An 11667-nucleotide genomic window follows, 5' to 3' on the forward strand; every position below is an offset into this window, starting at 1 on the left:
CTTTAAAGCGCGAATGACACCAGGAACCAGGCGAACGCGAATCCAGCCCCGAATTTCGCGTACTGGCCGCCGACGCGCAGGAACAGAACGCCGATCACGACGCACACCACCATCGTCAGCGGCAGCAGGGGCTGCTGACTGGGGTGCGGGTAGCGGTCACGCATCGACGTTCCTTCCGGCAAGCCGTCACCGATGATGATCGCACGGGCTGCAGGGCACGCCGCCAGCAGAACCATGCACGTGGTCTGGCTCGGTGGCCGCCGTGCGGGATGACGCCGTCCGGGCGGGTCCGGCACCATGATCGCGTGATGCCGTGCAGTGGTCAGTGGTGGATGGTCGGCCCCGTTGTCGGGATGCTGTTGGGCGTTGCCGACTCGGTTGTCAATCATGTGCCGGTGATGCTGGGCGAGATCGGTACCGCGAGTGCTGAGCGTGGCGGCTGGTCGCAGGCCGCGGAGTTCGCCGGTCTGATCCTGGATGCCGGATGGGCCTGGGCGGCGACGGCCGTGCTGGCAGGCTGGTGGGTGAGCCGGCACGCGCGACCGGCGGCAGGGATGCTGCACGGTGCTCTGGCGGGTGGCCTCGCGCTGGGTTTCGCCACCACTGCCTACTACGGCGCGGAACTGCTGTTCAACGGCAGCGCCTGGTGGGGCGTGGAGACTCGGTTCTGGTTGATCGCCAGCGTGTTGCTCGGTCCGCCGCTCGGTGTCGCCGGCGCTGCGATCCGCCTGCCCGGCCCGGCCGGGGTGGTGGCCGCGCTTGTCGTCCCCGCGGGCGGGGCCTTGCAGATGGCTGTTCTGCCGCCACCGGCGGCGAGCCTGATGGCGGAGCCGGTGCGGTGGAGCACCTGGATCGTAGCCGTAGCTGCCGCCGGGTTCGTCGCACGCGGGTTTCTCGGTCGTGACGCTGTGGCGTCCCCGGCCGGCCCGGGCCGAGGTCCACTGGGCCGCTGAGTCCGCTGCTACACGATGTGACGAATGCCTGGTAAGGCGGTGCGCACGGCGGCCAAATGAGGATGTTCTTAGGTTGCAGCACCCAGGTCGGCGAGCTCGGTGACGATGCGCAGACGGAGTTCGTCGTGGCGGGGAGCGAGAGCTGTCTCGGGTCCGTAGAACTCCTCCGGGTCGTAGAGCCAGACCGGCCGGCCGATGTGCGCTGGGCTCTCCCACTCATAGCGAGGGAACAGGTGGGCGTGCAGACAGGGGTCCGTGTTGCCGAGGATCTCGTAGTTCATCCGGCGGAACCCGGGCTCGATGGCGCGGCAGGCCGCCTCTACCGCTTGACCCAGCGTGTCCATGCTGTTGAGGAACTCCAGTCGCTGCCTCTTGGGCAGATCGGTGAGCCGATCGATGCTCGGGTCATCCACCAACAGCACGCAGTATCCCGGAAGGAACTGCGTGTCTCCGATGACGGCGAAGGACTGGGGCAGCTTGGCCAGCACAGTGGGGTTGGTCCCGGCCCGCGCGGACCCGATGCGGTCCGACTTCCACGTTTCTGGTTCAGTCACCGCACCATCAAACACGAACCTGTCGCGCCTGCTCGGCAGACGCATTCAATGCCCGGATCGCGGCAAAGTAGTGCGGCACGTAAGGTGGCAGGATCTCAACCGTAGCTAGGCGTGTCTTTGCCATCTTCCCCGAGAGGGATCATGCAGAGGTCGAACGGCTCCGCGCCAAATGGGATCCACTCGCCGCTCGGGTGCCTGCCCACATCACGATTGCCTATCCATTCGATTGGCCCGGCCCCGTCCACGCGCTGGTAGACCGGCTAAGCCCGGCTCTCGCCGCGTGCCCGCCGTTCAAGTTCGACTTGTCGGCACCGACCGTTTGGGAGGACGAATACCTATTTCTCCTCGTCGGCCACGGCCGGGAGGCCGTACAGCGACTCCACGAGTCGATCTACGCCCTGGCCCTGCCCGACGTGCGACAGCCCACGACTTTCGTTCCTCACATGACGATCGGCCGCAGTGCCGACAAGACGACGCTGTTAACCGGCGTCAAGGAGGCCAGTGCGCTGGCCCTGCCGATCACCGGTACGGCACGGAGGCTGACCCTGTACAGCAGGGATGGCGACGAAAGACGCGTCCGAGACGTCGACATATCCTTCGGCGCGATCGCGTGAGAGCATGCCGGCCCGCCGGCCCACCCGACGCGCGGGCCATCAGCGGCCGTACACGATCTGCGGCAAATCCGGATGGTTAAGACGTTCAGTCGAAGCGTTTGGCGTTCGATGCGACTGGGGGTGGTGCGCCCCAGGCCGACTTCAACCAGGTAACTCCGATCGGCAAGCGTGTTGACCGTCGTTCGACAAGTGTGGCCGCCGCTGATCAGGTAGCCGGAGCTGTCGCCTCCTTGACACATGAACTCTGGGTGATCTTCATACCTGGATGAGCGACGGGCCGTATCGGTCGATGGGCAACACGACCGTGCATGACGACTCCTGGGATGAGGCGAACTGTGCCGCTCGCTGACCGGCTCGCCGAGCGCGCCGACCTGCATCTCGACCTCGTCCACCGCCTGCTCACCGACGACCTGGCGCCGTTGATCGATCCGGCGCGCCGCGATGACCTGCTGGACCAGCTCGGTGTGGCGTGGGATCAGGTCGCGGCGGCGGAGCTGCGTCTCGCCGTGCTGGGTGAGTTCTCCAGCGGCAAGAGCAGCCTGATCAACGCGTTCCTGCGGGACGCCGTGCTGCCCGCGTCGGCCCGAGAGAGCACGGTCGTGTCCACCGACATCGTGTCCGGACGCCGGTTTTCGGTGGGGCTGTGTCTCGAACCGGAGGGGCGCTGGCTCGACGTAGATCGGGACCGGGCGCTCTGGCGCACTGAGCTGCCCGAACTGTCCGGCCTGGACGCCCGCGCCGTGCTCACCGCGCTCACCGCCGACGCGGTTCCGGCTCGGCGGGTGCACGCGCTCCGGGTGACCCATCCGTCCCGCGGGCTCGGGCCGGGCATCGTCATCGTCGACACCCCGGGAATCGCCGGCCGCGACGACGACCGGACCGCGGGCGCGGCCGCGGGCGCCCGCGCGCGCGCCGACCTGGTGCTGGTGGTGGTGCCGGCCAATGCGGCGTTCTCGCGGACGTTGACCGATCTGCTCACCGGACCGCTCGGCGACTGTCGCGACCGGTTCCTGTTCGCGGTGACCAAGGTGGACCAGCTGGACGCCGACGAACGGAAACGGTTCGTTCGGTCGGTGCACCGCTCGCTCGTCACGGACCTGGGACTGCCGTCCTGCCCGCTGATCTTCACGGTGGCGCCCGCAGTGCTGCCGGGTTGGCGGCCGCGCGGCGGCGACGTCGACTGGTCCGCGGGCTTCGCGGACGGCGAGGACCTCCTGCGCAGGTATCTCGCCGGGCGCCGGCCGCCGCCGACCGCGGCCCCCGACCCGGGACTGCTCGCCGACCTCCTGCACGCCGTCAACCGGGAGGTGGCGCGGGCCCGGCAGGACGTACGCACGATGCTCGACCACACCAGAGCACCCGATCTCGGCGCGGCCCTCGACAGCCTGGCCGCGCTGGCCACGACGGCGCGCAGCCCGAACGAGTTGATCAAGGAGAGTGGACGGCTGGCGTACGCGATCGCCGGCGGGCCGCCCGAGCTGCTGGGACCGTTCGTCGGCGCCGCGCCCGGCACCCGCGCCGCGCTCCGGGCCGTGACGGGCGCCTGTGCCCGTTATCTGACCGCCGTGTACGCGGCTGCCCAGCGCCGGCGCGCCGACCTGTACGGCTGCGACGACCGACTGGCGGGGTGGGGCGCCGATCTCGTCCGCCGCATCGCATCGATCCGTTCCGCATCGGAAGGCATCTGACATGACCGTCGAACTGACCAAGGCACAGGCCCCGCCGGGAACGCTGGCGGACCTGTTCACCTCGACCGCGGCCCTGGCCACCGACCTCGGGGCCGCACAGGTGACCGAGACCGTCGGCGCACTGCGGCGCCACCTCAACGACGCCACCACCCGGGTCGCCGTACTCGGCGGTGCCCGGACCGGCCGGTCCACCCTTTGCGCCCAGCTCACCGGCGTCCTCCCGAAGGGCGACTACGAACTGCTCGACACCCCGCCGATCGACGGTCCGCTGGACGACCTGGCCGCGGCCGTGGCTCGGGTCGCCGACTGCGACATCGTTGTCGTCACCATCTCGGCGCAAGCGGCCATGAGCCGCACCGAGACGAGCTTTCTGCGCGCTGAGGTGCTGCCCGGCCGGCTGACCCAGGTGCTCCTCATCCTCACCTTCCTCGACCAGGTCGAGGACGAGGCCGACCGCGTGCAGCGCGCCACCCGGCAGCAGGCCGAACGCCTGGATCCGCGGCTGACCGTGCTGCCCGGTCCCGGACGGGAACCGGACGAAGCCCGGCTCGGCGCGATCGGCGCGGCCATCACGGGCATCGGGGACGACGCGGTCACGAAGGAACGGCAGCACCAGGTCGCCGTACGCCTCGCGGCCGAGCTCGAGGTGCTCGGCGCGCTTGCCGACGCCGCCGGCGCCGAGCGGTCCGAACGGGCCGCCGCGCTGGCGGCGGTTGGCCACCAGGAAAAGGTATGGCAGGGCTTGCAGGCCGCCCTGCGACGCCGCCAGCGGCGCATCCGCGACCGCATCTGCGGCCAGATCGCCGACGAGCAGGACGCCATCGTGGGTGCGCTGTCCCGGGACCTCGCCGACGCGCCCGACCCGGTCACCTGGTGGGACGCCGAGCTGCCCGACCGGCTCGGCCGGCTGCTGCTCGACGTCGGTGGCAGGCTCGACGCCACGCTCGCCCGGGCGACCGGCGACGGCGACGAGTGGCTGGAACTGGAGCTGCGCACTCAGCTGGGCATCGACAACTGGACCGGTGACCCGCAGGACAAGCAGCTGCCCGCGGCCTCGGTGACCGCGGCGCCAGCCCCCGCCGAGCCGGCCGACCACCGGAACAAGCTGGTACGTCACCTGCTCAGGGCGCTGGGGCCGGTACTGCCGAAGGTGCTCCGGGCGGCAAAGCCCTTTAAGGGCCAGGCGATCGTGGCCGTGCTGGCCGAGCCGGCCATCGACTTCGGTGTCGCGCATCTGGACCGGCGGGCTCTCGAGGGCCACCGTGCCGAACTGATCAGGCGGCTGAGCCCGCTGGTCTGCCGCCACCTCGACGCCTACCAGGCCGCCGTCGCCGGCGCTCTGGCTGGACTGGAGAGCGCCGAGCGAGACCGGCTGGAGGACCGGTGGCGGGATTGGCGTGCCGTACAGGTCGCCGCCGCGGGCTCGGCGGGGCCCGACATCACCGGCACCGCTGAACGGGCCCGGGACCTCGGCCGGCAGCTGCGCCTCCTCGACCCGACGATCAAGGGAACCGACGCATGACCATCACCGACGGCGTCTTGGCCGAACCCACGGACAGCCTCCAGCTCACCCGGCAGCAACGGGATCGCGCCGCCGGGCTCATCGCCCGGTTCCTGCCGCTCGGCGAGCGGCTCGAGATGACCACGCGTCTGGTCAACCTGCGGCTGGCCGCCGACCGGGTGCGTGACGAGACCTTCAGCGTGCTCGTCATGGGTGAGTTCAACCGGGGCAAGAGCACGCTGATCAACGCGCTGCTGGGTCGCAAGGTGCTGCCCACGTTCGCCACCGAGACCACGGCCACCATCTGCGAGGTGCACTATGGCGACACGCCGCGGGCGCGGTTGTTCCCGTTCGAGGGCGGCCCGATCGAGACGAACGTCGACGATCTCGAACGGTTTGTGGCCGTGGACGAGAACGATCCGTCGAAGCCGAGCCCGTACCAGAAGGTGGAGGTCTATTGGCCGGTGCACCTCTGCCGGAACGGGGTGGTGCTGGTCGACTCGCCTGGGCTGAACAAGAGCCTGTCCCATGAGGAGCGCACGGTGAACTATCTGCGCTCGGTCGACGCCATCGTGTTCGTCGCCGACAGCCAGAACGCCTGGTCCCGCAGCGAGGTTGGGTTCGTCCGGCAGATCCCGCCGGGCATCGACCCGTTCTTCGTCTTCAACAAGATCAACCTCGTGGATGAGGAGGACCGGGACCGGTTGCGCCGGTCGGTCACGCGGCGGCTGGCCGAGATCCAGCCCACGGGTGTACGGCGACACTACTTCGTGGACGCCAAACGAGCCTTGGCGGCCGCTGGTCACGACACCGAAGTCGACCGGTCCGGTGTCGGCGAGTTCGTGCGCGACCTCCAGCGGTTCCTGGCCACCGACCGGGCCGCGGTGAAGATCGGCGCGCCGGCCCGGGAGCTGGCCGAGGCCGTGCGGGAGGCGCGCAAGCAGATACCCGTACGCCGAGGGCAGCTGGCCATGCCGTTGCAGGAGGCCGAGGAAAGGGTCGACGCGCAGCGGCGGCCCCTGGCCGAACTCGTCGAACGCCGCGCCGCCATCGTCCGCCGTATCGACGAGGCCTGTGATGATCTCGTCCGGGACGTGCGCCGGGGCATGCGCCAGTTCCTCGCCGACACTGCCGCCAAGGTGCCCGAGTGGGCGCGGCTCGCGGACGTGTCCGTCAAGCTGAGTGTCAACCCATTCACCGCAGACGAAGTCGCGAAGGAATTCATGGCCGAACTCGGTGAGAAGATCGAGGAACGGATCGCCGAGGCCTACCTGGAATGGCGCGAGGGGCGGCTCACCGTCCTGATGCACCGGCATGCCGACGACTTGGGCGAGGACCTGGAAGAGGATCTGGCCGCCTTCGAGTCTCGGCTGGAGGGGGTGCGCTCTGGCCTGATGCCCGACCACATGCGCGTCGCGGGCTCGCACCGCGACCAGGACGGCACACCGCTCGCCCGGGCCATGGCGGCCGCCGGCGGGATGCTGCTGGCCGGACCGGGCGGCGCGTTCGTGGGTGCGCGGCTCGGCCCCACCCAGATGCTCAGGAGCGCGATTCCGCAGGTCGCCGCAGGCGTCGGCATCCTGATGTTCACGCCGCTGGGCTTGGCCGGCGCTGCCATCGCGATGGCCGCGATCGGCGTGATCAAGGTGTTCGGCGGCATGCAGATGGTCGGGGACAAGCTGCGCACCGCGGTAGCCAACGAGTTCGCCCAGAACATCACCGCCGGCGCCGCCGACCGAGCCGAGAAGCTCGGCGACGAGGTCGCTGCCGAGATGAAAAAGTTCGGCGCCACCATCGACCAGGGCCTCGCCGTACGCATCGAGGAGCTGCAGAACCAGCTGGCGGCCCTGCGCGAGAACCGCAACCGGGACCGCGCCGAGATGGAGCGCGGCATGGCCGAACTGGACGCAATGGAGACCCAGCTGGACGCGCTCGACGAGGGCATCGCCAACCTGCTCGCCGGCCTGGGCCCAGCGGTGCCCGCACCCCGCCGTGGATGACATCGAAGCTAGAACCCTGGACGAGCTGGTCGCTGCCGCCCTCGCCGGGGCCGACGGCTATGGGGAGACGGTCGCGCACTTCGGCGCCGACAGCGTCAAGGTAGCCGCAAACGTCGAGTTCGGCATCCGCTACTCGACCAACTACGCGACGAACGAAGCCGAGCTCGCCGAGCTTCGGGCCTGGCGCGACCTCGGCCCGGCGGCCGGGCGCAACGCCGTGCTGCTGGACAGCACCACGGTCACCGCCGCGGTGTCACTCCTGACGTCCTCGCGGCCGGGCACCCCGAACGCGCTGACACTGTGGGATCTGGCGCGCTTCGTGGAGGCGGTGGTCGCGTACGACACGATCCACCACTTCACGAACCCCTCGGTCGACGACGCTGCGGTGAACGCACGTCTCGGCGACCAGGTGCTACACCCAGTGTGCTGGCCGAAGGCCGGAAGATCGATCGGGGGCGCGGCGGGCCTGGTGTACGACACATGGTTCGCAACGCACCAGACGCTCAAGGCGTTCGCTGCCCAGGCTGGCCAGGACACCTGGGTCGGCCGGCAGGTGGAGGAGCTGCGGCTCGGCTGGGAACGGACGCTGGGGCGCCCGCTGACCGTCGCCGACATGCTCGATCCGCGCGAGATGGGACACTCGTTCACTTCACCCAGCCAACAGTTGATCAACGAGCTGGCGGAACTGGTCGGCGGCCAAAGCCCTGACAACCTCGCCACCGCGACGCTTTTCGCGGACCAGCACGAGCCCGGACGGCGGCAACTGACCATGGCGCTGTCCGAGTGCAACTACCGTGCGCAGGTCAACCAGCGGCTGGCCAACTTCCTAGGTCTCGCATACGCGCCGAGCGTCGCGCGGGTGCCGTTCCGCCGGCTCTACGGCGACCTGGCCCGGGAGATCGACGACCGGGTGCGCTCGATCGAGCTCGCTGACCAGACCTACGCCGCCCGGCTCGCCAGCCGCTCCCGGCCGCCGCGGTTCCGGATCGCGCTGCCGGTGCTGCTGGCCGTGGTGCTGCTTCGCAGCGCCAGCCGCGGCAGCCTTTGGTCGAGCTTGGCCGAGCTGCGGGCCGAGGGAGCGGCCTATCGCGCCCGCCGGGCCGAGCTGGAGATCGCCTTGGCCGACGAGAACGAGGACGTCACCGCGGACGCCGCGCGGGCCGTCAACGCCGAGGTCGACCGCCTGTCCAAACGGTTGGCGGCCGCTGGCCCCGAGGCCGAGCGACTGGCGGTGGCGGTCGCCGAGGCGGTTCCCGAGTTCGCGATCAACCAGATCGGCAACGTTGGGCCAGCGTTGTCGGCGTTGTTCGCGGGCGCCCGGCAGCTCGTTCCGGCCGACCTGGGCCGACGGCTGGTGTGGAAGTGGACGCGCCCGCACTACCGCTTCCTGAGCGACGTGGGCGCCGAATCGCAGGCGCTGATCAACGCGATCCCCCGGATCCAGCGGTTCTGGTCCGTGCCGGACCACCAGTCGGAGCTACTCGCCGACCGCTTCCAGGCAGTGGCCGACCTCACCCGATGAGTCCACGATGGAGAAGGACCGGAACATGCAGCTCCTAACTACTTCGACGCCTAAGCGGCTCGCCACGGCCGCCCGACACCGAGCGTATCGCTCGGATCGCGGCATGTGAGATGACATGCATCGGCCGGGTGAGGTCGGTGGGTTGATTCGAGGTGTCCCTCGTTCGTGGTCTTGACGAACGGGTGGTGGGGGAAGCCTCCTCAGCTCAGGCGCAGGTGTTTGCGTCGGACGTGATGTCGCGGAGCGTGAGGAGGCTCCTATGTCGATCGTAGGTGGCGTGGATATCCACAGGAAGCAGTTGACCTTCGATTGGGTGGATGAGCGGAACGGGAAGTGGGAACGTGGCCGGATCGTCCCGGCGGACCGGGAGCGTCTGGCCGGCTGGCTGGCCCGGTTCGACCCGGCCGACGGGCCGGTGGCGTTTGCGTTCGAGGGTGGTACGGGTTGGCGGTACGTGGCCGAGGAGATGGCCAGGGTCGGGGTGGTCGCGCATCTGGCCGAGCCGGCGGAAACCTCGGGGCTGCGCGGGCCGAAGCGGCGGGCCAAGACGGACAAGGCCGACGCGAAGCTGCTGCGGGAGTTGCTGGCGTCCGGGCGGCTGCCGGAGTGTTACATCCCGCCGGCGCAGGTTTTGGAATGGCGGGCAATGCTGGAGTTGTATCAGGACCTGCGTGGTCAGCACACCGCGTGGGCGCAACGGATTCAGGCGGTGTGTTTCCACCAGGGTGCGACCGCGCCGGGGCAGGCCGGGGTCGTGCGCGGGGATCGGGCCCGGCTCAAGGCGATCGTCGACGAGCTGCTGACTGTCTTCGGGCGGTTGCAGGTCAACACCGCGCTGGCCCTCATGGACGTGCTCGCCGGGCATCTCGAGCGGCTGCGTCGCCGGCTGCTCTCGACCGCCCGCGGCGTGAACGGGGCTCGGGTGCTGATGCACGACATCTACGGCGTCGGCCCGCTGAGCTCCCTGGCGTTGTGCGCGTGGCTCGGCGGCGCCGACCGGTTCTCCTCCTCGCGTAAGGCGGTTCGGTTCGTCGGCCTGGACATCACCGTGCACTCCTCCGACGGCAAACGCAGCCCCGGACGGCTCTCCCGGCAAGGCCCCGAGGTGCTGCGCTGGCTGCTGTTCGAAGCCGCGAAGACCTCCGCCCGCGCCTGCGCGCCCGGCTACGACTACTACAGCGCCGTGCGGGAGCGCTACGACGCGAACCGGGCCTGTCTGTCGCAGGCCCGCCGGATCGTCCGGCATGCCATGCACCTGCTCACGGAGCTGGGCGATGACGCGTTCATCATCCTCGCCCAGCCGGCGGCACCCACGACCATCGCCCGCTGAACATCCGCGGCGGACCGGCGAGGACCGGCGAGCCCGACGTCAGCGATGACGGAGCACACTGCGGCCGGCTCCATCGGCTCACTGTCAGACCGCACCACCACCGCCGGATCCAGCGGTGACCGCGGACGGCCCAATGAGAATGAGCGGCCGCACCCCGGGCAGGGGGCCAGCCCGATCAATCATCATGTCGCGGACACCAACGCGTCCGACGGCCATAGGTAAGTCTGGCTGCCACCCCGCCATCCCCGCCCTGACGTTCAGGCGAGCGGAACCACCCACCCCGGGAGGCCCACCGAAACCCTCGCCCGATCCACCGCCCGGACTCGCCAGTACCGCCGCGAGGCGATTCCATCCGGCCAAAACCATTCAAAGAATCATAAAACTATCGCTGGACGACCGACACTCATGCAGGTAAGTAAGTATAGAAGCGGCCGAGTGCGGACGCAGTAACGCTAAATGAATATATATTAAACGCCACTCGGGAGGACAGCCCACACTCAAATTGCCTACTGCCCTCCGCTATCCGGAAATACGGCGGGCCCAACGAATCTCACCGGCATCGTCGACGTCGACTAAGGCGACGATGACCTCATGCGGATCAGAGAAATCGATAGGGTCGTCACCCCACTGCCAATACCAGCCTGTCACGGTACCCGCGTGGCCGGTCCCTGCATGTACTGCGGCGGCCGGTAGGCGACTACGCCCCGCCGTGTCGGTGTAGTTGGCAGCCGCAACTCCTGCCAGCCAGTCGTAGTGCTCGGCCAGGGACTCGTAGGCGGTGGACCAAAGTGATCCGGTCTTACCTGCGGAGTTCCAGCCGGCGTCCGCGGCCAGCGGGCGTGGCGGGGTCAACCGACCGTCCAGCACCAGCAGCTGAAGCGAGTCGCTTTGGCGCGGGTTACCTGACCATTGAACCCGCACCACGACGAACTGCTGGACCGCAGGGTTATGGGTCGAGGCCCCGAAGGGCACACCCAGCTGGACCGCGACGGCGCCGAAGGTCTGCGGGTTAGCGAGTCTGACCTGCACGTCGACCGTTAGATCGTCCCCACCGTGCGCCCACTCGCGGGCTCGTTGAACGTGTGACGTAAGGAGACCTGCCAAGAGTGCGGACGCTGCGATCGATGCTGCGGCCACACCTGCGATCCTCCAAAGCCTCACCGCGGAATTGTCGCACAACACTCATCGAAGGAAGTCACTGCCAGCAGTGGACGAGAGGCTGCGCGCCGAGTGTGGTCTCTACCACAAGAAATGCCGCGACCCATCGGTCGGCGCCGCGTTCGTGCACACCGTCGTCGACGACCACTCGCGCGTCGCCTACGCCGAAATCCACAACGACGAAACGCGATCACCGCCACCCGCGTCCTACGCCGCGCCTCCGCCTGGCAGACCGAACGCGGCGTCACCACCCGACGCGTGCTGTCCGACAACAACGGCTCCACGTCGAAGGGCTTCGCTGTCACAAAGCCGACTTTGTTGAATAAGCTCCTCGGTATCGCAAAGGG

10 protein-coding genes and 1 pseudogene are annotated in these 11667 nt (G+C 69.2%); 8 read left to right on the forward strand and 3 right to left on the reverse strand.

What is annotated here, in order from left to right; genetic code table 11:
- Positions 1–2 precede the first annotated feature (2 nt).
- Complete coding sequence (locus Ari01nite_RS48995) at positions 3–389, reverse strand: hypothetical protein (protein ID WP_203791592.1); 387 nt, start codon at positions 387–389, stop codon at positions 3–5.
- 9 nt (positions 390–398) lie between these two features.
- Here Ari01nite_RS48995 and Ari01nite_RS49000 point away from each other — a divergent pair, with 9 nt between their 5' ends.
- The gene (locus Ari01nite_RS49000) at positions 399–953 is read left to right on the forward strand and encodes a DUF6518 family protein (RefSeq protein WP_203791593.1); all 555 of its coding nucleotides are present in this window, start codon (positions 399–401) and stop codon (positions 951–953) included.
- 68 nt (positions 954–1021) lie between these two features.
- Here the strand turns inward: Ari01nite_RS49000 and Ari01nite_RS49005 are convergent, their stop codons facing one another.
- Positions 1022–1507 carry an HIT family protein gene (locus Ari01nite_RS49005; protein WP_239163702.1) on the reverse strand — a complete coding sequence of 162 codons (486 nt, stop codon included), beginning with the start codon at positions 1505–1507 and terminating at the stop codon, positions 1022–1024.
- Between the two features lie 122 nt (positions 1508–1629).
- Between Ari01nite_RS49005 and Ari01nite_RS49010 the strand changes: the two genes are divergently transcribed.
- From Ari01nite_RS49010 to Ari01nite_RS49035, 6 genes are all read left to right on the forward strand, one after another.
- Entirely contained in the window at positions 1630–2121 is a 492-nt protein-coding gene (locus tag Ari01nite_RS49010; RefSeq protein ID WP_239163703.1) for a 2'-5' RNA ligase family protein, read from the forward strand.
- A gap of 335 nt (positions 2122–2456) precedes the next feature.
- Positions 2457–3809 (forward strand): dynamin family protein, encoded by a 1353-nt coding sequence (locus Ari01nite_RS49015; protein ID WP_203791595.1) that lies wholly within the window; start codon positions 2457–2459, stop codon positions 3807–3809.
- 1 nt (position 3810) lies between these two features.
- Positions 3811–5331 (forward strand): P-loop NTPase family protein, encoded by a 1521-nt coding sequence (locus Ari01nite_RS49020; RefSeq protein ID WP_203791596.1) that lies wholly within the window; start codon positions 3811–3813, stop codon positions 5329–5331.
- Entirely contained in the window at positions 5328–7310 is a 1983-nt protein-coding gene (locus tag Ari01nite_RS49025) for a dynamin family protein (protein WP_203791597.1), read from the forward strand. Before Ari01nite_RS49020 ends, Ari01nite_RS49025 begins: the two co-directional genes overlap by 4 nt.
- On the forward strand, positions 7303–8832 hold the full coding sequence (locus Ari01nite_RS49030) for a hypothetical protein (protein WP_203791598.1): 1530 nt from the start codon (positions 7303–7305) through the stop codon (positions 8830–8832). Before Ari01nite_RS49025 ends, Ari01nite_RS49030 begins: the two co-directional genes overlap by 8 nt.
- Before the next feature lie 259 nt (positions 8833–9091).
- Entirely contained in the window at positions 9092–10162 is a 1071-nt protein-coding gene (locus Ari01nite_RS49035) for an IS110 family RNA-guided transposase (protein ID WP_275410971.1), read from the forward strand.
- 519 nt (positions 10163–10681) lie between these two features.
- Here the strand turns inward: Ari01nite_RS49035 and Ari01nite_RS49040 are convergent.
- Positions 10682–11191, reverse strand: a complete 510-nt coding sequence (locus Ari01nite_RS49040) for a hypothetical protein (protein WP_203791601.1) — start codon at positions 11189–11191, stop codon at positions 10682–10684.
- Between the two features lie 238 nt (positions 11192–11429).
- On the opposite strand from Ari01nite_RS49040, the pseudogene Ari01nite_RS49045 reads away from it, so the two are divergent.
- A pseudogene (locus Ari01nite_RS49045) lies at positions 11430–11667 on the forward strand (hypothetical protein); the annotation flags it as partial.

This window comes from Paractinoplanes rishiriensis (genome assembly GCF_016862375.1).
GTDB classification, from domain to species: Bacteria; Actinomycetota; Actinomycetes; order Mycobacteriales; family Micromonosporaceae; genus Actinoplanes; species Actinoplanes rishiriensis.

Coding starts and splice junctions, on each gene's coding strand:
- Ari01nite_RS49035 (WP_275410971.1), top strand. CDS start 9,092: ATGTCGATCGTAGGTGGCGTGGATATCCACAGGAAGCAGTTGACCTTC.
- Ari01nite_RS49020 (WP_203791596.1), top strand. CDS start 3,811: ATGACCGTCGAACTGACCAAGGCACAGGCCCCGCCGGGAACGCTGGCG.
- Ari01nite_RS48995 (WP_203791592.1), bottom strand. CDS start 389: ATGATTGACAACCGAGTCGGCAACGCCCAACAGCATCCCGACAACGGG.
- Ari01nite_RS49000 (WP_203791593.1), top strand. CDS start 399: ATGCTGGGCGAGATCGGTACCGCGAGTGCTGAGCGTGGCGGCTGGTCG.
- Ari01nite_RS49025 (WP_203791597.1), top strand. CDS start 5,328: ATGACCATCACCGACGGCGTCTTGGCCGAACCCACGGACAGCCTCCAG.